This is a genomic window from Geodermatophilus saharensis, assembly GCF_900188205.1.
Lineage (GTDB): Bacteria > Actinomycetota > Actinomycetes > Mycobacteriales > Geodermatophilaceae > Geodermatophilus > Geodermatophilus saharensis.
Window position 1 is genome coordinate 14524 of sequence record NZ_FZOH01000006.1, and the last position, 25796, is coordinate 40319.

Annotated in this window: 26 protein-coding genes; 16 read left to right on the plus strand and 10 right to left on the minus strand. The window is 77.1% G+C overall.

All coding sequences use genetic code 11. The annotated features are described in order from the left end of the window. Nucleotides 1-45 precede the first annotated feature (45 nt). The 3 genes from CHC04_RS15080 to CHC04_RS15090 all read left to right on the plus strand — a co-directional run bounded on the left by CHC04_RS15080 (nucleotide 46) and on the right by CHC04_RS15090 (nucleotide 4736). Nucleotides 46-888, plus strand: a complete 843-nt coding sequence (locus CHC04_RS15080) for a DMT family transporter (protein ID WP_089404792.1) — start codon at nucleotides 46-48, stop codon at nucleotides 886-888. A gap of 93 nt (nucleotides 889-981) precedes the next feature. Further along, a complete protein-coding gene (locus CHC04_RS15085; protein ID WP_089405006.1) occupies nucleotides 982-3318 on the plus strand; it encodes a diguanylate cyclase domain-containing protein in 2337 nt (778 codons plus the stop codon). A gap of 86 nt (nucleotides 3319-3404) precedes the next feature. Beyond that, a complete protein-coding gene (locus CHC04_RS15090; RefSeq protein ID WP_089404793.1) occupies nucleotides 3405-4736 on the plus strand; it encodes a sodium/calcium exchanger protein in 1332 nt (443 codons plus the stop codon). Nucleotides 4737-4748: 12 nt separating this feature from the next. Here the strand turns inward: CHC04_RS15090 and CHC04_RS15095 are convergent, their stop codons facing one another. The 5 genes from CHC04_RS15095 to CHC04_RS15115 form a co-directional block, all read right to left on the minus strand. Further along, nucleotides 4749-5549: a TrmH family RNA methyltransferase gene (locus tag CHC04_RS15095; RefSeq protein ID WP_089404794.1), complete on the minus strand. Its 801-nt coding sequence runs from the start codon at nucleotides 5547-5549 to the stop codon at nucleotides 4749-4751. Nucleotides 5550-5737: 188 nt separating this feature from the next. Next, a complete protein-coding gene (gene rplT, locus CHC04_RS15100) occupies nucleotides 5738-6124 on the minus strand; it encodes a 50S ribosomal protein L20 (protein ID WP_089404795.1) in 387 nt (128 codons plus the stop codon). 35 nt (nucleotides 6125-6159) lie between these two features. Next, nucleotides 6160-6354 (minus strand): 50S ribosomal protein L35, encoded by a 195-nt coding sequence (gene rpmI, locus CHC04_RS15105; RefSeq protein WP_089405007.1) that lies wholly within the window; start codon nucleotides 6352-6354, stop codon nucleotides 6160-6162. Between the two features lie 100 nt (nucleotides 6355-6454). Beyond that, nucleotides 6455-7057: a translation initiation factor IF-3 gene (infC, locus tag CHC04_RS15110; RefSeq protein WP_089404796.1), complete on the minus strand. Its 603-nt coding sequence runs from the start codon at nucleotides 7055-7057 to the stop codon at nucleotides 6455-6457. A 380-nt stretch (nucleotides 7058-7437) separates the two neighbouring features. Continuing rightward, nucleotides 7438-7929 carry a PH domain-containing protein gene (locus CHC04_RS15115; protein WP_245817260.1) on the minus strand — a complete coding sequence of 164 codons (492 nt, stop codon included), beginning with the start codon at nucleotides 7927-7929 and terminating at the stop codon, nucleotides 7438-7440. A 74-nt stretch (nucleotides 7930-8003) separates the two neighbouring features. Between CHC04_RS15115 and CHC04_RS15120 the strand changes: the two genes are divergently transcribed. The 5 genes from CHC04_RS15120 to CHC04_RS15140 all read left to right on the plus strand — a co-directional run bounded on the left by CHC04_RS15120 (nucleotide 8004) and on the right by CHC04_RS15140 (nucleotide 13316). After that, a complete protein-coding gene (locus CHC04_RS15120; RefSeq protein WP_217897390.1) occupies nucleotides 8004-9053 on the plus strand; it encodes an MBL fold metallo-hydrolase in 1050 nt (349 codons plus the stop codon). Nucleotides 9054-9129: 76 nt separating this feature from the next. Further along, entirely contained in the window at nucleotides 9130-9861 is a 732-nt protein-coding gene (locus CHC04_RS15125; RefSeq protein WP_089405010.1) for a GAF domain-containing protein, read from the plus strand. After that, the gene (locus CHC04_RS15130; RefSeq protein WP_089404797.1) at nucleotides 9858-11345 is read left to right on the plus strand and encodes a PP2C family protein-serine/threonine phosphatase; all 1488 of its coding nucleotides are present in this window, start codon (nucleotides 9858-9860) and stop codon (nucleotides 11343-11345) included. The genes CHC04_RS15125 and CHC04_RS15130 overlap by 4 nt, the downstream gene beginning before the upstream one ends. Next, on the plus strand, nucleotides 11342-12448 hold the full coding sequence (locus CHC04_RS15135) for a uroporphyrinogen-III synthase (RefSeq protein ID WP_089404798.1): 1107 nt from the start codon (nucleotides 11342-11344) through the stop codon (nucleotides 12446-12448). The genes CHC04_RS15130 and CHC04_RS15135 overlap by 4 nt, the downstream gene beginning before the upstream one ends. Before the next feature lie 76 nt (nucleotides 12449-12524). Next, nucleotides 12525-13316, plus strand: a complete 792-nt coding sequence (locus CHC04_RS15140) for a hypothetical protein (protein ID WP_245817262.1) — start codon at nucleotides 12525-12527, stop codon at nucleotides 13314-13316. Nucleotides 13317-13412: 96 nt separating this feature from the next. Here the strand turns inward: CHC04_RS15140 and CHC04_RS15145 are convergent, their stop codons facing one another. Next, a complete protein-coding gene (locus tag CHC04_RS15145) occupies nucleotides 13413-14879 on the minus strand; it encodes an aromatic amino acid ammonia-lyase (protein WP_089404800.1) in 1467 nt (488 codons plus the stop codon). 192 nt (nucleotides 14880-15071) lie between these two features. On the opposite strand from CHC04_RS15145, the gene CHC04_RS15150 reads away from it, so the two are divergent. From CHC04_RS15150 to CHC04_RS15170, 5 genes are all read left to right on the plus strand, one after another. Then, complete coding sequence (locus tag CHC04_RS15150; RefSeq protein WP_245817264.1) at nucleotides 15072-15866, plus strand: TetR/AcrR family transcriptional regulator C-terminal domain-containing protein; 795 nt, start codon at nucleotides 15072-15074, stop codon at nucleotides 15864-15866. 112 nt (nucleotides 15867-15978) lie between these two features. Beyond that, nucleotides 15979-16926 (plus strand): DUF2382 domain-containing protein, encoded by a 948-nt coding sequence (locus CHC04_RS15155; protein ID WP_089404801.1) that lies wholly within the window; start codon nucleotides 15979-15981, stop codon nucleotides 16924-16926. 127 nt (nucleotides 16927-17053) lie between these two features. Next, a complete protein-coding gene (locus CHC04_RS15160; protein ID WP_089404802.1) occupies nucleotides 17054-17698 on the plus strand; it encodes a GNAT family N-acetyltransferase in 645 nt (214 codons plus the stop codon). An 88-nt stretch (nucleotides 17699-17786) separates the two neighbouring features. Next, nucleotides 17787-18137, plus strand: coding sequence for a YciI family protein (locus CHC04_RS15165; RefSeq protein WP_089405012.1), 351 nt, complete (start codon nucleotides 17787-17789; stop codon nucleotides 18135-18137). A gap of 8 nt (nucleotides 18138-18145) precedes the next feature. Then, nucleotides 18146-19357, plus strand: a complete 1212-nt coding sequence (locus CHC04_RS15170) for an RNA polymerase sigma factor (RefSeq protein WP_245817266.1) — start codon at nucleotides 18146-18148, stop codon at nucleotides 19355-19357. Here the strand turns inward: CHC04_RS15170 and arfB are convergent. Together arfB and yidD are read right to left on the minus strand one after the other, a co-directional pair. Continuing rightward, on the minus strand, nucleotides 19329-19769 hold the full coding sequence (gene arfB, locus CHC04_RS15175) for an alternative ribosome rescue aminoacyl-tRNA hydrolase ArfB (protein WP_089404803.1): 441 nt from the start codon (nucleotides 19767-19769) through the stop codon (nucleotides 19329-19331). The two genes, CHC04_RS15170 and arfB, sit on opposite strands and share 29 nt — an antisense overlap. A 23-nt stretch (nucleotides 19770-19792) precedes the next feature. Beyond that, on the minus strand, nucleotides 19793-20293 hold the full coding sequence (gene yidD / locus CHC04_RS25015) for a membrane protein insertion efficiency factor YidD (RefSeq protein WP_245817268.1): 501 nt from the start codon (nucleotides 20291-20293) through the stop codon (nucleotides 19793-19795). 53 nt (nucleotides 20294-20346) lie between these two features. Between yidD and mmuM the strand changes: the two genes are divergently transcribed. Further along, entirely contained in the window at nucleotides 20347-21246 is a 900-nt protein-coding gene (gene mmuM, locus CHC04_RS15185; protein WP_089404804.1) for a homocysteine S-methyltransferase, read from the plus strand. Nucleotides 21247-21389: 143 nt separating this feature from the next. Here mmuM and CHC04_RS15190 read toward each other — a convergent pair whose 3' ends face one another. Together CHC04_RS15190 and CHC04_RS24245 are read right to left on the minus strand one after the other, a co-directional pair. Further along, entirely contained in the window at nucleotides 21390-22247 is an 858-nt protein-coding gene (locus CHC04_RS15190; RefSeq protein WP_245817270.1) for an SDR family oxidoreductase, read from the minus strand. Nucleotides 22248-22356: 109 nt separating this feature from the next. Beyond that, nucleotides 22357-22494 carry a hypothetical protein gene (locus tag CHC04_RS24245; protein WP_176450030.1) on the minus strand — a complete coding sequence of 46 codons (138 nt, stop codon included), beginning with the start codon at nucleotides 22492-22494 and terminating at the stop codon, nucleotides 22357-22359. A 148-nt stretch (nucleotides 22495-22642) separates the two neighbouring features. Between CHC04_RS24245 and CHC04_RS15195 the strand changes: the two genes are divergently transcribed. Both CHC04_RS15195 and CHC04_RS15200 read left to right on the plus strand, forming a co-directional pair. Continuing rightward, nucleotides 22643-25219, plus strand: coding sequence for a DEAD/DEAH box helicase (locus CHC04_RS15195; RefSeq protein ID WP_089404805.1), 2577 nt, complete (start codon nucleotides 22643-22645; stop codon nucleotides 25217-25219). Then, entirely contained in the window at nucleotides 25210-25794 is a 585-nt protein-coding gene (locus CHC04_RS15200) for a GNAT family N-acetyltransferase (RefSeq protein WP_089404806.1), read from the plus strand. Before CHC04_RS15195 ends, CHC04_RS15200 begins: the two co-directional genes overlap by 10 nt. Nucleotides 25795-25796 lie beyond the last annotated feature (2 nt).

A 25796-nucleotide genomic window follows, 5' to 3' on the forward strand; every position in this document is an offset into this window, starting at 1 on the left:
GGATCGGCGCCGCACGGGGAGAGCGGACACGGGGAGGCGCAGCGGATGGCGCTGGTGCTGGCGCTGGCCTCGGCCGTCGTCTACGGCATGGCCGACTTCTGCGGCGGCATCGCCAGCCGGCGGGCGGCCGCGGCCACCGTCGTCGCGATCTCGCAGGCCGCCGGCCTGGTCGTGGTCGCGCTGCTGCTGCCCTGGCTCGGCGGGGAACCGGTGCGCGCCGACCTGGTGTGGGGCGCGGTGGCCGGCATCGCCGGGGGCGCCGGGCTGCTGCTGTTCTACCGGGCGCTGGCCACCGGCGTGATGAGCGTCGTCGCGCCGGTGACCGCGGTGTCGGCGGCTGCGCTGCCGGTGCTCGCCGGGCTGGCGCTCGGCGAGCGGCTCGGGGCCGCGGCCGCCGTCGGCATCGTGCTGGCGCTGGCCGCGGTGGTGCTGGTGTCGGCCGAGGGCGGGCTGTCCTCGCTGCGCGCGGCCCGGCTGGGCAGCACCGGCCCGGCGCTGGCCGCCGGAGCCGGGTTCGGCCTGTTCTTCGTGCTGCTCGAGCGCACCGGCGACGACGCCGGGCTCACCCCGCTGGCGGCCGCGCGCGTGGTCTCGGTGCTGCTGGTCGGGGCGCTGGCGCTGGCCACGGTCCGGTCGCTGCGGGTGCCGGGCCGCGTGCTGCCGGTCGTGCTGCTCGCCGGCGTGGGCGACATGGCGGCCAACGCACTGTTCCTCCTGGCCACGCAGGCCGGCGGCCAGCTGGCGATCACCGGCGTGCTCGCCTCCCTCTACCCGGCGAGCACGGTCGTGCTGGCGCAGGTGCTGCTGCGGGAGCGGCTGGCCGGCGCCCAGCGGGCGGGCCTGGCCGTCGCGACGGCGGCGGTCGTGCTCATCGCGCTCCCGTCCTGACCTGCCCCCTCGGGGTGACCGGCGGGCCGCCGGGGTGCGCCCGGCGCCGTCGCTGCCGAGAACTCCCCCGTGACCCACCTCGAGGAGGCACCGGTGCCGCCCGGATTCACGACCGCGCACGACCCCGTCCTCCGGGACGCCATCCGGGGCGTGCACAGCGTCTTCCAGCCCATCGTGGAGATCGACACCGGCCGTGTCGTCGCCTACGAGGCGCTGGCCCGGGGCCCGGTCGGGCCGCTGCAGCGGCCCGACGCGCTGTTCGCCGCCGCCCGCGCCGCCGGCCGGCTCGCCGAGCTCGACGAGGCCTGCCGCGCCGCCGCCTTCCGCGGCGCGGTCGACGCCGGGCTGGTCGCGCCGCTGACGGTCTTCGTCAACGTCGAGCCCGAGGTCCTCGACACCGCGCCGCTGGCCGACCTGCTGGCCATCGCCGAGAGCGCCCCCGGGCAGCTGCGCGTCGTCATGGAGATCACCGAGCGGGCCATCGCCGCCCGGCCGGCCGAGCTGCTGCGCACCGTCGAGCGGGTCCGGGAGCTGGGCTGGTCGGTCGCGGTCGACGACGTCGGCGCCGAGTCGATGTCGCTGGCGTTCCTGCCGCTGCTGCGCCCCGACGTCGTCAAGCTGGACCTGCGGCTGGTGCAGGAGCGCCCCGGCCCGCAGATCGCCGAGATCATGAACGCGGTCAACGCCTACGCCGAGCGCAGCGGCGCGGTCGTGCTGGCCGAGGGCATCGAGGACGAGCGCCACCTGCGCACCGCCCGGGGGCTGGGCGCCACGCTCGCGCAGGGCTGGCTGTTCGGCCGCCCGGGCCCCGGCGCGGCGCCGGACCTCCCCGTGGGCGAGCTCGTGCTGCCCGGCGCGGGCCTGCCCGCGGGCGCGCTCGGCGCGGTGTCGCCGTTCGCCTGCCTGCCCGACGGCACGCCACTGCGCCGCGCCCCCAAGGCGCTGCTCATCGAGCTGTCCAAGCAGCTGGAGCGGGAGGCGATGCGCCTGGGCGAGACCTGCGTCGTCGCCGCGACCTTCCAGGAGGCGCGCCACTTCACCGTCTCGACCACCCAGCGCTACCGCGACCTGGTCGAGCGCACCGGCTTCGTCTGCGCCCTCGGCGAGGACCTGCCGGTGGAGCCGCTGCCCGGCCTGCGCGGTGCCCACCTCGACCCGGCCGACCCGGTCCGCGGCGAGTGGGACGTCGCCGTCCTGTCGCCGCACTTCAGCGCCGCGCTGCTCGCCCGCGACCTCGGCGAGGACGGCCCCGACGCCGACCGCACCTTCGAGTACGCGCTCACCTACGACCGGGACACCGTGTCGCGCGCGGCGTCGTCGCTGCTGTCGCGGGTGGCGCCCCGGGCCGGCGCGGAGCCGGTGCACCCGGCCGCGGAGGCCGCCGCCCCCGCCGCCCCGGCGAGCCGCCCGGCCGGCGGGCTCGCCGTGGGGACCACGACCGCCGAGGTGCTGCTGCGGCGCGCGCTCGAGGCCACGCCGAGCGGGGTCACCATCGTGGACATGCGGCTGCCCGACCAGCCGATCGTCTACGCCAACGCGGCGTTCCGGGAGCTGGCCGGCCTGCCGCCGGAGGAGATCCTGGGCCGCAACTGCCGGCTGCTGCAGAGCCCCGACACCGACCCCGGCGCCGTGTCCCGGATCCGCGCGGCCGTCGAGGCGGGCCGGCCCTGCCGGGAGACGGTGCTCAACCTGCGCGGCCCGGAGCGCACCCCGTGGTGGAACGAGCTGCACCTGGCGCCCGTGCACGACTCCGACGGCTCGGTGGTGCAGTACATCGGGGTGCAGGTCGACGTGACCGCGCGGGTGGAGGCCGAGCGGGCGCTGGTCCGCGAGCGGGACCGCACGCAGGCCGCGCTGGCCCGCATCCAGGAGATGGCCTTCACCGACCCGCTGACCGGCCTGCCCAACCGGCGGCGCCTGGAGGAGCAGGTCGAGGCCGCGATCTGGGAGGCACGCGCCCGCGGCGACGCGCTCGGCCTGCTGTTCGTCGACCTCGACGGCTTCAAGGCGGTCAACGACGCCCTGGGCCACGCCGCCGGCGACGAGCTGCTGCAGGTGGTCGCCGGGCGGCTGCGCGACCGCGTCCGCCGTCGCGACCTGCTGGCCCGGCTCGGCGGGGACGAGTTCCTCGTCGCCCTGCCCGACCTGCGGCCGGAGACCGCGGCGGCCGAGGCGTCGCGGGTCGCCGACGAGCTGGCCGCCTCGATCCGCCGGCCGGTGGCGCTGCGCGGCACCGAGGTCGCGCTGGGCGCGAGCATCGGGGTGAGCGTGTGCCCCGAGGACGGCGTGGTCTTCGCCGACCTGCTGCACCGGGCCGACCTGCGCATGTACGACCGCAAGGCCGTCACCCGGGTCGCCGCGTCCCGGGCGGCGACCGCCCGCGCGGCGGCGGCCTCGGTGCCCCCGCCGGCGGCGCCGGTGCCGTCCTGACCGTGGGGTGCACCCCGGGCGGACGGGGGTAGGGCGGGGGACGGCGCAGCGGCGCCGTCTTCCGCCCGCACCTCTGGAGACCGCCCGTGCCCGATCCCGCTCGCCGGCCGCCGGTCCCCCTGGCGGCCGCGGCCCTGGTGACCGTCCCCGGCACGTACCTGGGCGCGGCGGCGTACCTGGGCCTGCCGGCGCCGGACCTGCCCGCCCCGTTGATGGCGCTGCTGTACGGGACGGCGATCGTCGGGGCGGCGTTCCTGCTGTCGTGGGCCGCCGAGGCCGCGCAGGTCGACATCAGCGCGGGGCTGGCGCTGGCCCTGCTCGCGCTGCTGGCCGTGCTGCCCGAGTACGCCGTCGACTTCGTCTTCACCTGGACGGCGGGCACGACCTTCGGCGACACCGGCTCCTGCACCCCACCCGACGGCGGGGAGGACGCCTGCGCGCTCGCGCTGGCCAACATGACCGGCGCCAACCGGGTGCTGGTCGGCGTCGGCTGGCCGCTGGTGGTGCTGGTGGCCGCGGTCGCCGTCGCCCGCCGCCGCCGTGCCGGGGACGGCGCGGCCGCCCGCGCGCCCCGGGGTGAGGTGCGGCTGTCGCCGGCCATGTCCCCCGAGGTCGTCTTCCTCGGCATCGCGACGCTGTACTCGCTGCACCTGCCGCTGCGGTCGAGCCTCACGCTGGTCGACTGCGCGGTGCTGGTGACCGTGTTCGTGCTCTACGCCCGCCGGCTGGCGCAGGCCCCGGCCGAGGACCCGGACCTGATCGGCACCTCGCGCTGGCTCGGCGAGCAGCCGCGGCGGCGCCGTCGCACCTGGGTGGCCGCGGTGTTCGCCGTCGCGGCCCTGGTGATCCTGGCCAGCGCCGAGCACTTCGCCGAGTCGCTGGTGGAGACCGGGACCACGCTCGGGGTGGACGAGTTCCTGCTCGTGCAGTGGGTGGCGCCGCTGGCCAGCGAGGCCCCCGAGCTGATCGTGGCCTGCCTGTACGCCGCGCGGCTGCGGGCCTCGGACTCCCTGGGCACGCTGCTGTCGAGCAAGGTCAACCAGTGGACGCTGCTGGTCGGCACCATCCCGCTGGCGTTCGCGATCAGCTCGACGTCGTTCTCGGGGCTGCCGCTGGACACCCAGCAGCGCACCGAGCTGCTGCTGACCGCCGCGCAGTCGCTGTTCGCCGTCTCGCTGCTGGTGGGCCTGCGGCTGACCACCGGCGGGGCGGGCGCGCTGTTCGTGCTGTTCGCCGTGCAGTTCGTCGGCAGCATCGTGCTGCCGGCCGACGCCGACCGGGTGCTGGTGCTGGTCCTGTCGGGGGTCTACGTGGCGCTCGCGCTGGCACGCTTCGCGCTGCGCGCCCGCACCACGGGCCGGCTGGCCCGCGACGGCGTGGTCACGCCCTTCGACGAGCTCGAGCCCGCGGTCACCTGACCGCGGCGGGGGTCAGCGCTGCGCGAGCTGGGTGGCGTAGAGGCAGATCGCGGCGGCGGCGGCGAGGTTGAGGCTCTCGGCGCGGCCGCGCATCGGGATCCGCACCCGCGCGTCGGCGGCGGCGGCCAGCTCGGGCGGCACGCCGCGGGCCTCGTTGCCGAACAGCCACAGCACCGGCCCGGCCAGCGCCGTCCCGAGCTCGTCGAGGGGCGTCTCCCCGCCGCCGTCGGCGGCCAGGACGGTCACCTCCCGCGCCTGCAGGTCGGCGACCAGCGGGCCCAGCGGTGCGCCGCGGACGACGTCGAGGTGGAACAGGCTGCCGGCGCTGGAGCGCACCGCCTTGCCGCCGTAGGGGTCGGCCGACCCGGCGCCGAAGACGACCGCGCCGGCGCCGCAGGCGTCGGCGGTGCGCAGCACGGTGCCGGCGTTGCCGGGGTCGGCGAGGCCGGCCAGGGCGACGGCCAGCGCCGGCGGGTCGGCGGCCAGCCGGTCGGCGGGGACGTCGCGCAGCGCGCAGACGGCGACCAGGCCCTGCGGCGTCACCGTCTCCGACAGCGCGGCCGCGGCCCGCTCGGTGACCAGCCGGACCGGGACCGCGGTCGCCGCCAGCAGGTCGCGGTGCGCGGCGGCGGCGGCCTCGGTGGCGAACACCTCGCGGACGGCGGCGGGGTCGGTCCCGGCCAGGGCGAGCGCCTCGGACACCGCCTGGCGGCCCTCGGCGAGGAAGGCGCCGGCGTCGTCGCGGCCGGCGCGGCGGGTCAGCCGGCGCGCGGCGGCCACCCGGCCCGACCGCTCGGTCAGCAGCTCGGCCACGTCGTCGTCCCTCCCCTGCTGCGTCCTGCTCCTGTGCTCGTCCCGTCGAGATCGCGTGATCTCGGCGTCTCCGGCGCCCTCAGCCGCCGAGATCACGTGATGTCGGCGGGCAGGGGCGGCCCCCGCACACGCCGACGCCGCCGGCGCCGGCCCGAGGGACCGGACGCCGGCGGCGTCGGAGGGGTGGGTCAGGCGGCCTGCTCGCCGCCGGCGGGAGCCGCGGCGACGGCGGCGCGGGCGGTCTCCACCAGCGCGGCGAAGGCGGCCGGCTCGTTGACCGCGAGCTCGGCGAGCACGCGTCGGTCGAGCTCGATGCCGGCCAGCTTCAGGCCCTGCATGAACCGGTTGTAGGTCATGTCGTTCTGGCGCGCCGCGGCGTTGATGCGGGTGATCCACAGCTTGCGGAAGTCACCCTTGCGCACCTTGCGGTCGCGGTAGTTGTAGGTGGCCGAGTGGAGGATCTGCTCCTTGGCCTTGCGGTACAGGCGCGAGCGCTGGCCCCGGTAGCCGCTGGCGGCCTCGAGGACGCTCCGGCGCTTCTTCTGGGCGTTGACCGCCCGCTTCACGCGTGCCACGTGAGTACTCCTTTATCGGTGCTGGAGGCGGGGGCTCAGATGCCCAGCAGCTTCTTGAGGGTCTTGGTGTCGGCCGGGCTCAGGACCTGGTCCTTCTCCAGCCGGCGCTTGCGCCGCGAGGACTTGTGCTCGAACTTGTGCTGGTTGTTGGCCTGCTCGCGCATGAGCTTGCCGGTGCCCGTCACGCGCACCCGCTTGGCGGTGCCCTTGTGGGTCTTCTGCTTCGGCATGTCCTCGTCGTCCTGTTCGTGGGTGTCGGCGCCGCGCGGCAGCACGGGGCTGCCGCGACGGCGCCGGCCGTCTCGGTGGTGCGGTCCTGCGTGCGACCGGTCAGGCCGTCGGGGTCTGTCCCTCGGCGGCCCGCTCGGCCTTGGCCTGACGGCGGGCGCCGTCGGTCGCGGCCTGGTTCCGGTGCGGGGCGATCACCATGACCATGTTGCGGCCGTCCTGCTTGGGGTTGGACTCGACGACGCCGAGCTCGGCGACGTCGGCGGCCAGCCGCTGCAGCAGGCGGTAGCCCATCTCCGGCCGCGACTGCTCGCGACCGCGGAACATCACGGTGATCTTGACCTTGTCGCCGCCCTTGAGGAAGCGCTCGACGTGGCCCTTCTTGGTCTCGTAGTCGTGCGGGTCGATCTTCAGGCGCAGCCGCATCTCCTTGATGACGGTGAGCGCCTGGTTCCGCCGGGCCTCGCGGGCCTTCTGGGCGGACTCGTACTTGAACTTCCCGTAGTCCATCAGCTTGACGACCGGCGGACGGGCCATCGGCGCGACCTCGACGAGGTCCAGCTCGGAGTCCTGCGCCAGGCGCAGCGCCTCGCCGATCGGCACGATGCCGACCTGCTCGCCCTCGGGTCCGACCAGGCGGACCTCGGGGACGCGGATACGGTCGTTGATACGGGGCTCGGTGATGGCCTCTCCTCTGCTCTTCACACGGGAGGAGTCGCGCCCACCCGGCACCGGAGACGACTCGGGCCCCGTGAGCTGCGCTCACAGGGCCCGTTCTCGCCGGTGGGGCACGGACCCGTCGCCGGGACGTGCACGTCGCGAGGCGCCGGCCGGGGCGGGCCGGTCCTCCGCGAACCGGGACCTGGGCGCCTCGACGGCGCCAGGTGGGAGCGGGCTCCTCTTGGTCAGCGGCCCGGGGCGGGGCCGCTGGGTTGGTGGTTCACGCGCCTCGTGTAGCGGGGAGGCACGCCCATGCTACAGCGTCAGGCGGAGCGCGGTCATTCCCACCCGTGACGTGCTGGAACGGCCACCCTTCAGGGGCCCGCGCCGAGCGTGCGAGGCGAGGGGGGAAGGGTGGTCCTTCGTCAGTCGTCGTAGAGCAGCGGAGGTGGCGCGGGCTGGGCGGCCCGGTGCGCGGCCAGCAGCGCGCGCAGCCCCTCGACGGCGTCGAGGGCGCGCTCCCGGTCGGCGGCCTGGACGGCGAGCAGCGAGACCTCGTCGCCGTTGGTGAGCTCCAGCGAGGCCCACGAGGAGTGCCGGTCGAAGCGCACCGCACCGACCGCCGACCACGGCAGCTCGTGCCGCACCAGCACGTTGCGCACCCGCACCCCGGCCGCGTCGGCGTCGACCCGCGAGGCGCCGACGAGCAGCACGCCGGCCCCCACGAACACCCCCAGGCCGGCGACCGCCACCTGGTCGGCGAGGCCGAAGCTGACCACCCCCGTCGACGACGACGTGAGCAGCACGGCCACGACCACCATGACGCCGACGACCAGCGCGGCGGCGAGCGCGCAGACCAGGCGCAGCCGGCGCGGGACGGCGGTCACGGCGGCGGGGACGGCGGGCGTCGTCGGCACGCCCCCATCGTCCCAGGCCCGGGGAGGTCCCCGGGCCGCGGAGGGCCGGGACGGCGCCTGGCAGAGTGCCCGGCGTGGAGGTCACCGGCCCGGCGCAGCAGGCGGCCTGGCGCGAGCGGACGGTGCCCCCGGTCGAGCGGGTGCGGCCGGGCCTGTGGTCGGTGCCGGTGCCCATGGCCGGGCCGCTGCGGTGGGTGAACGCCTACGTGCTGGAGCTCGCCGGCGGCGGGCTGGGCCTGGTCGACACCGGCTGGGACGCCGACGACAGCTGGGCGGCGCTGTGCGCGGGCCTGGCCGAGCTCGGCGGCGACGTCGCCGACGTGCGGGGCGTCCTGGTCACCCACATGCACCTGGACCACGTGGGGCTCGCCGCCCGGGTGCGGGAGGCCTCCGGCGCGTGGATCGCCATGCACCCGGCCGACGCGGTGGCGCTGACCTCGCTCACCGAGCGCTCCCCCGAGGACTCCACCGAGCACGAGGTGGCCTTCCTCGTCGGCCTCGGCGCACCCGAGGCCGACGCCCGCGACGACGCCGGCACCCCCGAGCAGCGGGCCCGGTGGCGGCGGCTGGCCCGGCCCGACCGGCTGCTCGAGGACGGCGACCGCGCGGACCTGCCGGGCTGGTCGCTGCGCGCGGTGCACACCCCCGGTCACACCCCCGGTCACCTGTGCTTCGCCGAGGAGGACGGCGGCCTGTTCTTCGCCGGCGACCACGTGCTGCCGCGGATCAGCCCGAACATCTCCACGACCCCGGCCGGCGCGCCCGACCCGCTGCGCGACTACCTGGCCTCGCTGGAGTCGGTCGCCGGGCAGCCGGCCGGGGAGGTGCTGCCCGGGCACGAGTGGCGCTTCCGCGGGCTGGCCGAGCGGACGCGGGAGCTGCGCGAACACCACGAGCGCCGGCTGGCCGAGCTGCTGGCCGCCGTCCGCGCGCACCCGGGCGGCACGCCGTGGGAGCTGGCCGCGCACCTCACCTGGTCGCGGCCGTGGTCGCAGTACGCCCGGCGGATGCGGATCTTCGCCGTCACCGAGACCGACGCCCACCTGCGGCTGCTGGCCGGCCGGGGGCTGGTCGTCGGGGACGGCGGTCGGGTGCCGCGCTTCTCGGCGGCGCGGCTGCGCTGACGCGGCACTATCCTGGGTCCGCGGCCGGGCGCCTGGAGACGACGGGACCGCCACGGCCGGTACCCGCGAGGTGTCCGTGCGCCAGGACCTCACCCGATCCCTCCCCCTCGCCGACGAGCTGTCGGTCGTCTCGGCGCGGGTGTCGGGCCTGCTGCTGTCCGAGGAGACCGTGGCCACCGCCCTGGGCCTGGTCAGCTCGCTGCTCCTCGAGACCGTCCCGGCGGCCGTCGGCGCCGGCGTCTCGATCGTGGACCCCGCCGGGCGCCGGACCGCGGGGGCGACCGACCCGCTGGTCGAGCGCGCCGACGCGCTGCAGTACGAGCTCGACGAGGGCCCGTGCCTGGCCGCGGCCGCCGGCCGGGCGCTGGTGCGCGCCGACGACCTGCGGGCCGACCCCCGCTGGCAGCGGTGGGCGGCCGAGGCCGTCGACCTCGGGCTGCTGTCCACCATGAGCGCGCCCCTGCTGGCCGGGGACCGCACGCTGGGCGCCCTCAAGGTCTACGGCGGCGCCCCGGGCGTGTTCACGCCCCACGACGCCCACGTGCTCACCCTCTCCGCCGCGCAGGCCGCCCTCCTGGTCACGCACGTCACCGCCCGGGAGCGGGCGCGCCGGGCCAGCGACGACCTGCGGCAGGCCGTGGCGGCCCGGGACGTGGTGAGCACGGCGAAGGGGGTGCTGATGGCCCGGCACGGGGTCGGCGAGGAGACGGCGCTGGCCATGCTGCTGTCCCGCTCCGGAGGGGACGCCGGCACGCTGCGGCAGGCGGCGCGCGCGGTGGTCGACTCCGCCGTCCGCCGGCTCCGGTGACCGGGCCGGCCGCCGGCGTGCCCGCCGAGGACCGGCGGGCACGGCTGCGGGCCGCCCTCCGGCACGCCGACCTCACCCTGGACCAGCTGTGGCTGCGGTACTTCGAGCTCGGCGGCAACGCCGACCTGTTCGACCTCGAGGCGCACCTCGACGGGCTGGGCTGCCTGCCCGACCTCGACGGCGACCTGCTGGCCGTCGTCGTCAACGAGCGCCTCGACGAGCTCTTCGCCGCCCGCCGGGTGCCCTACTCCCGGCCGCTGCGCCCGCCGCGTCCCACCACCGGCCCGCTGGCGGCACTGCTGCGGCTGCTCGACGCCACCCGCACCGCTCCTCCCGACCGGCTGGCGCCGCTGGCCGCGGAGGCCGGCCGGGCGCTCGGCGTCGACGTCAGCGTGCACGTCGTCGACCACGAGCAGCGGGAGCTGGTCCGGCTCCCCGACGGCCGGGCGGGCACCGACCCGGTCGCCGTCGACGGCACCCTGCCCGGGCGCGTCTTCCAGTCCGGGCAGCCGCTGCCCTCGGAGGCCGGCGGGGTCCCGCGCCTGTGGGTGCCGCTGCTCGACGGCGCCGACCGGATGGGCGTCCTGGAGGTGCGGGTGGCGACCGCCCGCGACCTCGAGGACCCCGGCCTGCGGGAGCAGTGCCGGTGGCTGGCCGCGATGGTCGCCCACCTGGTCACCGCCATGGGCCTGCACGGGGACCTGCTGGAGCGCACCCGGCGCAGCCGGCCGCGGTCGCCGTCGGCCGAGCTGGTCTGGCAGCAGCTGCCGCCGCTGACCGCCGCGAGCGACACGTTCGTCCTGGCCGGCTCCCTGGAGCCCAGCGCCGCGGTCGGCGGGGACGCCTTCGACTACGCCCTGACCGAGCACACGGTGTCGATGACCGTCCTCGACGCGGTGGGCCACGGGCTCGGGGCCGGGCTGATGGCCGCCGCGGCGCTGGCGGCCTCGCGGGCGGCCCGACGGGAGGGGCGCGGGCTGCACGACCAGGCCCGGGCGGTCGACGAGGTGGTCGCGACCACCTTCTCCGGCAGCGCGTTCGTCACCGGGGTCCTCGCGGAGCTGGACCTGACCTCGGGGCTGCTGCGCTACGTGCGGGCCGGTCACCCGCCGCCCCTGCTGCTGCGCTCCGGCCGGGTGGTCAAGGAGCTCGCCGGGAGCGGGCGCGTGCCGCTGGGCCTGACGGTGGAGGGGTTCTCCGTGGCCGAGGAGGCGCTGGAGCCCGGCGACTGGCTGGCCCTCTACACCGACGGGGTCACCGAGGCCCGCGACGGCCTGGGGCGCTGGTTCGGCGAGCAGCGGCTCATCGAGTTCCTGACCCGGGCGGTGGCGGCCGGGCAGCCGCCACCGGAGACGGTCCGCCGCCTCATGCACGCGGTGCTCGACCACCAGGGCGGGGTGCTGCAGGACGACGCGAGCATCCTGCTCGCCTGCTGGAGCGCCGGGGAAGCGGGGACGACGGGACCCGGGACGATGGACCGGTGAGCTCCTCCCCCGACGCCGCGGACGGGGTCGCCCCGCTGGCCGGTTACACGGTCGCGGTCACCGCCGAGCGGCGCCGGGAGGAGCTGGGCGCGCTGCTGCAGCGCCGGGGCGCCCGCGTCCTGTACGCGCCGGCCCTCCGGATCGTGCCGCTGGCCGACGACGCCGAGCTGGCCGCCGCGACCGCGGCCGTGCTCGCCGCACCGGTCGACCTCGTCGTCGCCACCACCGGCGTGGGGTTCCGCGGGTGGCTGGAGGCGGCCGACGCCCGGGGCCTGCCGCTGGTCGAGCACCTGAGCACCGCCCGGGTCCTCGCCCGCGGGCCCAAGGCGCGCGGCGCCATCCGCGGTGGCGGGCTGGTCGACGCGTGGTCGCCGCCGTCGGAGTCCTCGGCCGAGGTGCTCGAGCACCTGCTCTCGGGCGCGGAGGGGCCGCTGGCCGGCCGCCGGGTCGCCGTCCAGCTGCACGGCGACCCGCTGCGGGAGTTCGTCGCCGCGCTGCGCGCGGCCGGTGCGCAGGTGCTGACCGTGCCGGTCTACCGGTGGGTGCCGCCCGCCGACGTCGCCCCGCTGCACCGGCTGGTCGGCGCGGTGGCCGCGTGGGAGGTCGACGCGGTGACCCTCACCAGCGCGCCGGCCGCGGCCAGCCTGCTCGCGGCGGCCGGGGAGCTGGGCCTGCGCGGGGAGGTGGTGGCGGCGCTGCGGGACGGGGTGCTGCCGGTCGCCGTCGGCCCGGTCACCGCGGCGCCGCTGGTGGCCGCCGGGATCACCCCCGTGCAGCCGGAGCGGGCGCGGCTGGGCGCGCTGGCCCGCGAGGTCGCCACGGCGTTGGCCGCCCGCGACCCGGTGCTGCGGGCCGGCGTCGCCGCCCTGCAGGTGCGCGGGCACGCCGCCGTGCTCGACGGCCGGCTGGTGGAGCTGCCGCCCGGGCCCGCGGCGGTGCTGCGCGCGCTGGCCGAGCGGCCCGGGACCGTGGTGACCACGGCCGAGCTGGCCCGGCGGCTGCCCGCCGGCACCGACGTCGAGGCGGCCGTGGCCCGGCTGCGCGCCGCGCTCGGACCGGGCCCGGTGACGTCCGTGGAGGGCGGCGCGCGCCTCGGGGGGTGACCCGGCCTGCCCCGCTGTGGGGACCGCGCCGCTCCCCGGCCGACGGCGGACGCCGCGCCGGGCGATGATCGGCGCCGTGGCGGAGTACACGGAGACGGCACCGGGACGCGCACTGGTGGAGTCCGGCGAGCTGGTGGCCGGGACGATGGCGCGCACGGCCGCCGCCCTGCTGTTCGACGACGGGTCCGCGCGGGTGCGCCTGGACGGCGCGCTGGCCGCCTGGCTGCGCCGCACCGCGACGGCGGCCGACGCCGCCCCCCCGCCCCCCGTCTCCCCCCGGGCCCGCTGCCGCGCGGGTGCCGCGCTGGCCTTCGCCGCCGAGCTGTCGGTGACCCGCGCCGCGGAGGGCCGGGCGGTGCGCACCGACGGCTTCCTCACCCCCGGCCCCGGCGGCCGCGCGCCGGCCGACGAGGTCGGCGAGGGTGTGGTGCTCGCCGCGCAGGCGGCCACCGAGGAGTGGCGGGTGCGGCACCTGGGCTACCTGCTCGCCGAGTCGGCGGTCTCCGCCGACCTCGACGTCGCCGTCGTCTCCCGCGGGCTGCGGCTGGGCGCCGCCCTGACCGGGCGCCAGCTGGTGCTGCTGGCCGCCGTCGGCCGGCGCGAGCGCGCGCCGCTGCCGATGACGCCGGTGCCGCAGGACCCGCGCGGGTGGACCGCCTGGGGCGCACTCGAGGACCTCGGCGAGCTGCAGCGCGGCGGGCTGCTCGACCCGCCGCCGGCCACCCCGCGCCCGGGCGGCTCCGCGCTGCCCCGGCTGCGGCCGGCCGACCTGCGGCTGACCCGCCGCGGCGTGCTGGTGCACCGGCTGCTGGCGCTGGACTTCGTCCGCGACCAGGCGGTCACCGCGGCGCTGGCCGACCTGGCCTGACCTCCGGCGCGGCGGTCCGTGCACGCACCGTCGTCGCGGGCGCCCGCCGACCGCGCTGCGTGCACGAACGGTCCGGTGCGGCGGTACCTCCGGCCCTCACCGCCCGCCGGGGAAACGCGCCCGCAGGGCCGCGTGGACGGCGTCGGGGTACGGGTCGGCGGCGGCGACCGCCTCCCGCACCAGCGCCAGCGCCGCCGCGGTGCCGGTGCCGAGGGCGGCGGGCTGCGGCGCCGTGGCGAGGACGTCGGAGGCCAGCAGCAGCTCGACGGCGAGGAGGTCCTCCAGCAGCCCGAGCGCGGTGTCGGCCTTGCGGACGCTGAGCGGCGCGCCGGTCGCGTGGTCCTCGACGCCGAGGTCCAGCGGCGGGACGTCGAGGGTCGCCGGTGCGGCCAGCTGCACCAGCTCCGCGACGACGGCCGCCGCGGGGTAGCGCAGCGCCAGCCCGTACGCCGCCGCGGCCGGCGGGCCGGTCGGCTGCCGGAAGAACGCCTCCCACAGGTGGGCCATCCGCCGGTCGGCGAGCTGCCCGACCTGCGCGACGGCGATGCGCAGGGCGTCGGCGGCCAGCGCCAGCACCATCGGGTGGAAGTTGCCGTTGCTCAGCAGCGTGCCGTCCTCGACCGACACCAGCGGGTTGTCGGCGGCGGCGGCCAGCTCGCCCTCGACGGCGGAGCGCAGGGCGCCGACGTACTCCCGCAGCGCCCCGTGCACCTGCGGCACGACCCGGAAGGACAGGGCGTCCTGCACCGACGCGGCGCCGTCGGGGCCGAGCAGCGCGCTGCCGGTGAGCAGCCGGCGGAGGTGGTCGGCGGCGGCGAGCTGCCCGGGGATCGGCTTGGCGCGGCCCACGGCGGGGTGCAGGACCGACGGGTTGGCCCGTGTGGCCTCCATCGACACCGCCGCGGCGACGTCGGCGGCGTCGGCCGCGCGCGCCGCCCGGGCGGCCACCAGCGCCGCCTGGCCGACCGACACCCCGTTGGCCGAGATCAGCGCCAGCCCGTCCTTGCCGGCGAGGACGAGGGGCGCGATGCCCGCCCGCCGCAGCGCCTCCCCGCCCGGCAGGACCTCCCCCCGGTACTCGGCCCGGCCGAGCCCGACGGCGACCTGCGCCATCCCGGCCATCTGGCCGACGTCGGCGGCGCCCACCGAGCCGGTCGCGGGCACCACCGGGTGGACGCCGGCGTCGAGCATCGCCGCCAGCGTCTCGGCGACCGCGGGCGAGGCACCCGAGCCGCCGCGGGCGATGCCGGCCAGCCGCACGGCGAGGGCGGCACGCACCACGGGCACCGGCAGCGGCGGCCCGATCCCGCCGGCGTGGGAGAGCACGAGGAACTGCTGCTCGCGGTGGATCTCCTCCGCGCTCAGCCGGGTGTCCCGCAGGTGGCCGACCTGGGTGGTCAGGCCGTAGACCGCGGCGCCGGACGCGAGGGCGTCGTCGACGAGGGCCCGCGCGGCGGCGATGCGCTCCCGGGCGGACCCGTCGAGCTCCACCCGGGCGCCGGAGACGACGGCGAGCAGGTCGTCGACCGACATCGGTGCGGTGCCGATCCGCACGGTGGTCATGGGCGCCTCCCGGGCCGCGCCGAGCCTACGACCGGCGGAGCCGGCCGGGCAGCCCACCGCGTGCCGACGACGACCGTCACGACACGTTCCGGCGCACCCTCGTGCGGGCACCGTCCCCGGAGCGGGCGACGAGCGAGGAGGGCACACCGGGTGCCGGGAGGGACCCGGGCCACGAGACGGCGGGAGGTGCGCGTGGACGGCGAGGACACCATCCCGATGCGGCGTCCCGACCCCGACTCCCCGGAGGGGCGCGGGGGCGCCGGCATCGTGGTCCCGGCCGGTCCCCCGAGCACCGGCCGGGCCGGCCTCGACCGCCGGCGCATCCTGGGCGCCGCGATCGAGTACATCGACCGGCACGGCCTGGCCGCGCTCACCATGCGTCGCCTGGGCGCCCACCTCGGCGTGGAGGCGATGGCGCTCTACCGCTACGTGCCCGGCCGCGAGCAGCTGCTCGACGGCGTCGTCGAGACCGTGGTCGACGAGCTGTACGGCGACCCGGAGGTGCACCTGCGCGCCGCCCACGGCTGGCAGGACTACGCGCAGCGCCTCGCCCACGGCGTCCGGCGGATCGCGCTCGCCCACCCGGAGGTCTTCCCGCTGGTGGCCACGCGGCCCCCGGCCGCCCCGTGGGTCCGCCCGCCGCTGCGCAGCCTGCGCTGGATCGAGTCCTTCCTCACCGTGATGACCGACAGCGGCTTCAGCCCGGAGGCGGCGGTGGCGGCCTACCGCGCCTACTCCAGCTTCCTGCTCGGACACCTGTTGTTGGAGGTGTCGCAGAAGGGGGTACAGATCACCCCGGAGGACGCGCCGGAGGGCGTCCCGGACACGGGGACCGACCTCGGCCAGTACCCCCTGGTGGTGGAGCTGGAGGAGCTGCTGTCCCGCGACGAGTCGGCCGCCGAGTTCGAGGAGGCCCTCGAGAACCTGCTCGACCGGCTGGAGTCGGTGCGGGCGGAGGGCCGGGTCCCCGGGGAGAGATCCGAGTGAACGGGTTTACGCCGTAAACCCTGCGGGCATGCCGGGAGTGGCCCGCTGACCCCCGGTACACCGCCGCACGAGGGAGCCGGCCACGACCAGTCCCCTTCCGCGAGGAGCACACGTGATCACCGAGCAGCAGATCAGCACCGTCATCGGCAGCACCGCCGTCGACCGCGACGGCGACAAGTTGGGCAAGATCTCCGAGGTCTACCTCGACGACGAGACCGGCCGCCCCGAGTGGGCCACCGTGCACACCGGCCTGTTCGGCACCAAGGAGACCTTCATCCCCCTGGCCGAGGCCGAGGTGGGCAGCGGTCAGGTCCGCTTCCCGTACGAGAAGGCCCGGGTGAAGGACGCCCCGCGCGTCGACGCCGACGGCCACCTGTCCCCGCAGGAGGAGCAGGAGCTGTACCGGTACTACGGCCTGGGCACCACGGGCACCACGACCGGCCAGCAGGCCATGACCACCGGGACCACCACCGGGACCACCACCGGCACCGCGGGCGTGGGCGTCGACCGTGACCGCGACGGAGTCCGCGACGACCTCGAGACCCGCGGCACCGTGGGTCACGACACCTCCGGTCCCACCACCGACCGCGCGATGACCCGCTCCGAGGAGCACCTCAACGTCGGCACCCAGCAGGTCGAGGCCGGCCGCGCCCGGCTGCGCAAGTACGTGGTGACCGAGAACGTCAGCACCACCGTGCCGGTCTCCCACGAGGAGGTCCGCGTCGAGCGCGAGCCCATCACCGACGCCAACATCGGCAACGCCCTCGACGGGCCGGCCATCTCCGAGGAGGAGCACGAGGTCGTCCTGCACGCCGAGCGCCCCGTGGTGGAGAAGGAGGCCGTGCCGGTCGAGCGCGTCCGCCTCGACACCCAGACGGTGACCGAGCAGGAGACCGTCAGCGGCGAGGTCCGCAAGGAGCAGATCGAGGTCGACGGCGGCACGACCGGCGTCGCCGGCACCGGCACCACGACCGGCACCACCGGCCGCGACGAGCGCGGGTTCGTGCAGAAGGCCAAGGACGCCCTCGACCGCGACAACGACGGCAAGATCGGCCGCTGATCCACCGGCCCCTCCTGCGCGGGGGGCCACCGCGGCACAGCAACACCCTCGACGGGGCCGGTCCACCGCGGACCGGCCCCGTCGCCGTGTCCGGGCCCGCCCGCGGCGCCCGTGGTGTCATGGCGGCATGAGCGAGCAGGGGCCGACGGTCCACCTCGGCGTCCCCGTGGTGCGGCCGGCCGAGCCCCGCGACGTCCCGCGCATCGCGGTCACGCTGACCGTGGCGCTGGCCGAGTCGCGCTGGGTGCGGTGGGCGCTGCCGGTCGACGGCCGGACCCAGCGGCTGACCCGGCTCGCCGAGCTCGACGCGCACCGCGGCATCGCCACCGGCACCACCTGGGTGAGCGAGGACGTCGACGCCGTCGCCTCCTGGCAGGCCCCCGACGGGGCGGCGGCCCCGCTGCCCGGCGACGTCGCCGCGGCGCTGGAGCGGGAGGTGCCCCGGCTGCACGCCGACCGCGCCGACGACGTCGCCGCCACCGAGGCGGCCCTGGCCGCGGCGCTGCCCGCCGGACCGCACTGGCGGCTGCGGGCGCTGGCCACCCGGCCGCGGTCGCGCCGCCGCGGGCTCGGCGGCGCGGTGCTCGCCCCGGTGCTCGACCGCTGTGACCGCGACGGCGTCCCCGCGGCGCTGGTGGCCCCCGCGTGGGCGGTGGTGCGCTTCGCCCGCGCCCTGGGCTTCGAGGTGGTGCAGGCGACCCGTTCCACCGACGACCGGCTGCCGCTGTGGGTGGCGGTCCGCCCGCCCCGGGTCCCGATGCCGGAGCTGTAGGAGCGGCACTGTCGATCCGGGCGCTCCCCGTTCGTCCAGGAGGTGAGCGGCCGGTACGGTGCCGGCCGCCGTCCGACGGGAGGACACCGTGCCGCAGTACCTGCTCAGCCTCCAGCAGCCCGACGGCGACCCGCCGCCACCGGAGGTCCTCGACCCGATCATGCGCGACCTCGCGGCGGTCTCCGCCGACATGCGCGCGGCCGGCGCGTGGGTGTTCACCGCCGCGCTGCACCCCGCCGACACCGCCACCGTGCTGCGTCCCGACGGGGACGACGTCCTCGTCGTCGACGGGCCCTACGCCGAGGGCAAGGAGCACGTCGGCGGCTTCACCGTCGTCGAGGCGCCCGACCTCGACGCCGCCCTCGAGTGGGGCCGGCGGATGGCGCGGGCCAGCACGCTGCCGGTCGAGGTGCGCCCGGTCGCCGGTGGCGGGGTCTGACGACGGCGGTGCCCGACGTCGAGGCGGTCTTCCGCGAGTCCTACGGCCGCGCGGTCGCCATCCTCACCCGCCTCCTCGGCGACGTCGACGCCGCCGAGGAGGCGGTGCAGGACGCCTTCACCACCGCCGTCGCCCGCTGGCCCCACGACGGCGTGCCGCCCAGCCCCGCCGGCTGGATCGTCACCACCGCCCGCAACCGCGCGATCGACCGGCTGCGGCGCGAGGCGGGCCGCGACGAGCGGCACCGTGCCGCGGCCCTGCTGACCGTCCCCGACGAGCCGCCCGAGGAGGGCGCGGTGCGCGACGACCGGCTGCGCCTGCTGTTCACCTGCTGCCACCCCGCCCTGGCCCCCGCGGCGCGGGTCGCGCTGACGCTGCGGCTGGTCGGCGGCCTCACGACCGCCGAGATCGCGCACGCCTTCCTCGTGCCCGAGGCGACGATGGCCCAGCGGCTGGTCCGCGCCAAGGGGAAGATCCGCGCGGCGCGCATCCCCTACCGGGTGCCGCACGAGGCCGACCTGCCCGACCGGCTGCGCGGCGTCCTCGCGGTGGTCGCCCTGGTCTTCACCGAGGGGCACACCGCGTCGTCCGGGCCGGGGCTGGTCCGCACCGACCTGTGCGCGGAGGCGGTCCGGCTGGGCCGGGAGCTGGCCGAGCTGATGCCCGACGAGCCGGAGGTGCTCGGCCTGCTGGCGCTGCTGCTGCTGGTGGAGTCGCGCCGCGCCGCGCGGGTGTCGGCGACCGGTGAGCTGGTGCCGCTGGCCGAGCAGGACCGGACGCGGTGGGACGCCGCGCTCGTCGCCGAGGGGCAGGAGCTGGTGCGGCGCTGCCTGCGCCGCGGTGCCCCCGGGCCGTACCAGGTGCAGGCGGCGATCCAGGCGGTGCACAGCGACCCGCCCACCGACTGGCGGCAGGTCGTCGCGCTCTACGACCTGCTGCTGGCGCTGGCCCCCTCCCCCGTCGTGGCGCTGAACCGGGCGGTGGCGGTGGCCGAGGTCGACGGGCCGGCCGCGGGGCTGGCGCTGGTCGACGCGCTCGACCTGCCGCGGCACCACCTGCTGCCCGCGGTCCGGGCCGACCTGCTGCGCCGCCTGGGCCGGGACGCCGAGGCGGCCGCCGCCTACGGCGCGGCGATAGCGCTGGCCGGCAACGCCACCGAGCGCGCGTTCCTCGAGCGCCGCCGGGCGGAGGTCAGTCCCAGCGGCGGCGGGAGCGCTTGAGCTCGCCGCGCTGCTTCTTGGCCTGGATCCGCCGCTCCTGCGAGCCCCGGGTCGGCTTCGTGCGGCGGCGGGCGGCCGGCGGCGCAGCGAGGGCGGCGCGCAGCACCGCGGCCAGCCGCTCGCGGGCGGCCTGCCGGTTGCGCAGCTGCTGGCGGTGCTCGCTCGCGGTGACGGTCAGGACGCCGTCGACGAGCCGGCCGGCCAGCCGCTGGGCGAGCCGGTCGCGCTGGACGTCGGTCAGGCCCGGGAGCTGCAGCGGCGCCACCGACAGCTCCACGCGCGAGTCGGCGGTGTTGACGCCCTGACCGCCCGGTCCCGACGAGCGGGAGAACCGCCAGCCCAGCGCGGCCGCGGGGACGACGAGCGAGCCGGTGACCGGCAGGTCACCGGAGGTCTCGTCGCTGCCGGGCACGCGGTCCAGTCTGCCCGGGGCGCTCAGGCCGCCGCGGGCACCGGGTCGGCGCCGCCGGCCGCGCGCGGGTGGCAGCGCAGCAGCCGGCGCAGGGTCAGCCAGGTCCCGCGGCGGGCGCCGTGCCGCTCGAGCGCCTCGACGGCGTAGGCCGAGCAGGTGGGCGTGAACGCGCAGCACGGTGGGCGCCGCGGGCTGACCTCGCGCTGGTAGACGCGCACGGCGGCCACCAGCCGCTCGGCCGCGCGCGAGCCCGCGGCGCCGGTGCCGGAGGCGTGCACGTGCCGGACCGTCGTCGGCAGGAGGAACAGGCCGTCGACGCCGCAGCCGATCGCGTTGGCCAGGCAGCACCCGGTGTTGAGGAACAGCAGGTCGCGCAGGCAGCCGCCGTCGCGGTCGTAGCCGCGGCGGTAGCGCCCCGGCGGCGGCCCGTAGCCGTACCCGTACCCGGGGCCCCAGCCCGGCCGGGGGCCGTACCCGCGCCGTCGACGGCGGGGACCCCAGCCGCTGCTCCAGATGAACACCACGGGCCGATCCTGCGGGTCGCGGCGGCCGGGCGCAGGGCGGGGAGGATGGGCGGGTGCCCCCGCCGCTCGCCGACGCGCTCGCTGCCGGTCCCGTCGTCCTCGACGGCGGGCTGTCCACCGAACTGGAGGCCCGGGGGCACGACGTGTCCTCGGCGCTGTGGTCGGCGCGGCTGCTGCGCGACGACCCGGACGCCGTCGTCGCCGCGCACGCGGCCTTCGCCGCCGCCGGCGCGCAGGTGGCGACGACAGCGAGCTACCAGGCGACCGTCGAGGGGTTCGCCGCGGCGGGGATCGACCGCACCGAGGCGCTCGCGCTGGTCGCCCGGTCGGTGCAGCTCGCCCGGCGCGGGGCGCCCGGGTCGTGGGTCGCGGGGTCGGTGGGGCCCTACGGCGCCGCGCTCGCCGACGGCTCGGAGTACACCGGCGGCTACGTCGAGGAGGTCGGCGTCGCCCGGCTGCGCGCGTTCCACCGGCCGCGGATGGCCGCGCTGGCCGAGGCCGGCGCCGACGTCCTGGCCTGCGAGACGGTGCCGGCCGCCGCCGAGGCCGAGGCGCTGCTGGCCGAGGCCGACGCGCTCGGCGTGCCGGTGTGGCTGTCGCTGACCACCGTCGTCGGCGGCGACGGCGTCGCCCGCACCCGCCGCGGCGAGCCGGCGGCGGAGGTGTTCGCGATGGCGCGCGGGGTCGGTGCGGTGGTCGCCGTCGGGGTGAACTGCACCGACCCGGCCGCCGTCGGCCCGTCGCTGGACGCCGCGGCGACCGCCGGGCTGCCGCTGGTCGCCTACCCCAACAGCGGGGAGGGGTGGGACGCCGCGGCCCGGGCGTGGACCGGTGCCGGCGGGGTCGACCCGGCCGCCGTCCCGGGGTGGGTGGCGGCCGGCGCGCGGCTGGTCGGCGGCTGCTGCCGGGTGCGCCCGTCCGACGTCGCCGCGCTCGCGCGGACGATCAGGTGAAGGCCTCCCCTGCCCCCCACTGCTCGCAGGCTCGCAGCGGACCCTGCAGGGGGGCCGCCGGCGTCGTGCTGCGTCCTGGCTCACCGCCGGAGGTGAGCCAGGACGCGTCACGGTGATCTCACCTGGTCATGCGCGCAGCGAGATCACAGGATCGGGTTGCCGCCGGTCACCGCGACCCGCGCGCCCGAGACGTAGGACGCCTCGTCGCTGGCCAGCAGCACGTACACCGGCGCGAGCTCGGCCGGCTGCGCGGCGCGGCCCAGCGGCACCTGCTGACCGAAGCTGGCCACCTTCTCCTCGGGCATGGTCGCCGGGATCAGCGGTGTCCACACCGGGCCCGGCGCGACGCTGTTGGCCCGGATGCCCTTGTCGGCGTACATCTGCGCGAGGCTCGCGGTGAAGTTGGCGATGCCCGCCTTGGTCATCGCGTAGGGCGCCAGGCTCGGGCTGGGCATGTCGGAGTTCACCGACGACGAGTTGATGATCGACCCGCCCGAGGGCATGTGCGGGATCGCGTCCTTGCACAGCACGAACATCGCCGTGAGGTTGGTGGCGACGGTGTGGTCCCACTCCTCGTCCGGGACCTCCTCCAGCGTCTCGTGGGTCATCTGGAAGGCGGCGTTGTTCACCAGGACGTCGACCTTGCCGAACTCCTCGACGGCCTTCGGGATGATCGTCTTCGCGTGCGCCCGGTCGGAGATGTCCCCGGGGACCAGCACGCACTTGCGGCCGGCCTCCTCGACGTACTTCTTCGTGTCCTCGGCGTCCTCGTGCTCGTCCAGGTAGCTGATGAGGACGTCGGCGCCCTCGCGGGCGAAGGCGATGGCGACCGCGCGGCCGATGCCGCTGTCACCGCCGGTGATGACGGCGGCCTTGCCGGTCAGCTTCCCCGACCCGCGGTAGCTGTCCTCGCCGTGGTCGGGCTTGGGGTCCATCTCGCCCAGCGTGCCGGGCGTGCTCTGGGACTGCTCGGGCTGGGACTCGGGGCGGGGTGACGACACGGGTTCTCCTCGGTGCACGGACAGGCGGACGGCGACGCGTCGGGTGGTCTCCCCGCGCGGCGTCGCCGTCCGCCTACCCGTGCACCCGGCTGCGGAACCCGACCGGCCGTCAGGCGCTGCGGCCCGGCCGGACGGCCTCGGCCGGCGCGCCCAGCGCGGCGGCGTCCCAGCGCATCTCCAGGTGCCGGTGACCGTGCCGGTCCACCACGGGCACCCACCGGATCAGCGGTCGTTCCTCTACGCGCATCGTCGCATCCACCTCCCGTTAACCCATTGTTCACCTTCTGTCCCGAGGTCGGCCACCGGACACGCCAGCTGGACCGCTCGTTGCCGTTCCGTGACCTGCCGGTGCCCCGCCGGGAAGGTCGCGGCCGTCGGGCACGCTGTCCCCCACGATGACGACCACCACGACGGCGGGGACCGCACCCCTCCCCCTCCTCGACGGCCCCGGCGACCTCGCCGCGCTGCGGGCCCGCGGCGACGACGCCGACGAGCTGTTCACCTCCTTCGCCGCCTGGGCCGAGGCGGGCGGCACACCGCTGTACCCGCACCAGGAGGAGGCGCTGATCGAGCTGGTCAGCGGCGCCAACGTCGTCCTGGCGACGCCGACCGGCTCGGGCAAGTCGCTGGTGGCCACCGGCGCGCAGTACGCGGCACTCGCGGCCGGCCGGCGCAGCTGGTACACTGCGCCGATCAAGGCGCTGGTCAGCGAGAAGTTCTTCGCGCTGTGCGGGGTCTTCGGCGCGGCCAACGTCGGCATGCTCACCGGCGACGCGAGCGTCAACCGGGACGCGCCGATCATCGCCTGCACCGCCGAGGTGCTGGCCAACACGGCGCTGCGCGAGGGCGCCGACGCCGACATCGGCCTCGTCGTCATGGACGAGTTCCACTTCTACGGTGACCCCGACCGGGGCTGGGCCTGGCAGGTGCCGCTGCTGGAGCTCCCGCGCGCGCAGTTCCTGCTCATGAGCGCGACGCTGGGTGACACCACCCGGCTGCGCGAGGACGTCACCCGCCGCACCGGCCGGCCGACGGCGCTGGTCGCCTCCGCCGAGCGGCCGGTGCCGCTGCACCACTGGTACGCCACGACCCCGGCGCACGAGACGATCCAGGAGCTGCTCGACACCCGGCAGGCGCCGGTCTACGTCGTCCACTTCACGCAGGCGCAGGCCCTGGAGCGGGCGCAGGCGCTGATGAGCGTCAACGTGTGCTCCAAGGAGGAGAAGGCGGCCATCGCCGAGGCCATCGGCGGCTTCCGGTTCACCAGCGCCTTCGGGCAGACGCTGTCGCGGCTGGTGCGCCACGGCATCGGCGTGCACCACGCCGGGATGCTGCCGAGGTACCGGCGGCTGGTGGAGACCCTCGCCCAGGCCGGCCTGCTCAAGGTCATCTGCGGCACCGACACCCTCGGCGTGGGCATCAACGTGCCCATCCGCACGGTCGTGTTCTCCGCGCTGAGCAAGTACGACGGCACCCGGACCCGGCTGCTCAACGCCCGCGAGTTCCACCAGATCGCCGGGCGGGCCGGGCGCGCCGGGTACGACACCGCGGGCACCGTCGTGGTGCAGGCGCCCGAGCACGAGGTGGAGAACCTGCGGCAGTTCGCGAAGGTGGCCGACGACCCGAAGAAGCGCCGCAAGCTGGTCCGGAAGAAGGCGCCCGAGGGCATGGTGCCGTGGTCGAAGGCGACCATGGAGCGCCTGGTCGCCGCCGAGCCCGAGCCGCTGTCGAGCTCCTTCCGCGTGACGACGGCGATGCTGCTCGACGTCGTCGACCGGCCCGGCGACCCGTTCCGCGCGATGCGCCGGCTGCTCACCGACAACCACGAGCCGCGCAAGCGGCAGCTGCGGCACGTCCGCGAGGCGATCGGCATCGCCCGCTCGCTGCTGCAGGCCGGTGTGCTCGAGCGGCTGCCCGAGCCGGAGCCCGACGGACGGCGCTACCGGCTGACGGTCGACCTGCCGCCGGACTTCGCGCTCAACTCGCCGCTGTCGACCTTCGCGCTGGCCGCCGTCGACCTGCTCGACCCGGCCTCGGACACCTTCGCCCTCGACGTCGTCAGCGTCCTGGAGGCCACCCTCGACGACCCGCGGCAGGTGCTCGCCGCCCAGGCCAACAAGGCGCGCGGCGAGGCGGTCGCGCAGATGAAGGCCGAGGGCATCGAGTACGAGGAGCGCATCGAGCTGCTCGAGGACGTCACCCACCCCAAGCCGCTGGAGGAGCTGCTCGAGCACGCCTTCGACGTCTACGTCCGCAGCAACCCGTGGGCCCGCGACGCGCACCCCTCGCCGAAGTCGGTCGTGCGCGAGATGTGGGAGCGGGCGATGACGTTCCGGGAGTTCGTCTCCGCCTACGGCCTGACCCGCTCCGAGGGCGCGGTGCTGCGCTACCTGTCCGACGCGGTGAAGGCGCTGCGCTCCGGCGTCCCGGCCGCGGCGCGCACCGAGGAGGTCACCGACGTCGTCGAGTGGCTCGGCGAGCTGGTGCGGCAGGTCGACTCGAGCCTGCTCGACGAGTGGGAGCAGCTGACCAGCCCGGACCAGCCGCTCGACGAGCCGGTCGCCGTCCCGGCCCGCGCCCGGCCGCTGACGGGCAACGAGCGGGCGTTCACCGCGATGGTCCGCAACGCGCTGTTCTCCCGCGTGCAGCTGTGGGCCCGGCGGCGCTGGTACGACCTCGGCGAGCTCGACGCCGGCTCCGGCTGGGACGCCGAGCGCTGGGGCGAGGTGGTGCGCGGCTACTTCGCCGAGCACGGCGAGGTGGGCACCGGCGCCGACGCCCGCGGGCCCGGCCTGCTGGTGTGGGACCGCAGCACGCCGGGGCTGTGGCGGGTGCGGCAGATCGTCGACGACCCGGCCGGCGACCACGACTGGGGCATCGACGCCGAGGTCGACCTGGCCGCCTCCGACGAGGCCGGCGAGCTGGTGCTGCGGGTCGTGGCCGCCGGCCGGAGGGACGACGCGTGGACCTGAGGCACCGCACGACGGCGCGGTTGCGGCTCGACGCCGTCGTCACGGCCGACGCCGACGAGCACCTCACGCTGCTCAGCGACCCCGGCACCTGGACGCACCTGCCCTCGGGCCGGGTGACCTCGCCCGAGGAGGTGGCCACCCGGATCGGGCACTCCCTGGAGGACTGGGCGCACGTCGGGCTCGGCTACTGGACCGCGCGGCTGCGCGAGGACGCCGACGTGCCGGGGCTGCGGCCCGGGCAGGTGGTGGGCACCGGCGGCTGCGCCTGCCCGCCCGGCCGCTCGTGGTGGAACCTCTACTACCGCTTCACCCCGCCGGCGTGGGGCCACGGCCTGGCCGCCGAGCTGGTGACCGCGGCGCTGGACGCCGCGCACGCCGTGGCGCCGGACCGCCCGGTGGTCGCCCACCTGCTCGAGCACAACGAGCGCTCCCGCGGCCGGGCCGAGCGGGCCGGGCTGTCGCTGGTCTGGCGCGGCCCGGACGCCGGCAACCCGGACCCGGACGCCGTCCGGCTGGTGTACGCCGACCGGCCGCTCGACGACGTCCTGCTCGCCGCGGTCACCGGCCCGGCGTGAGG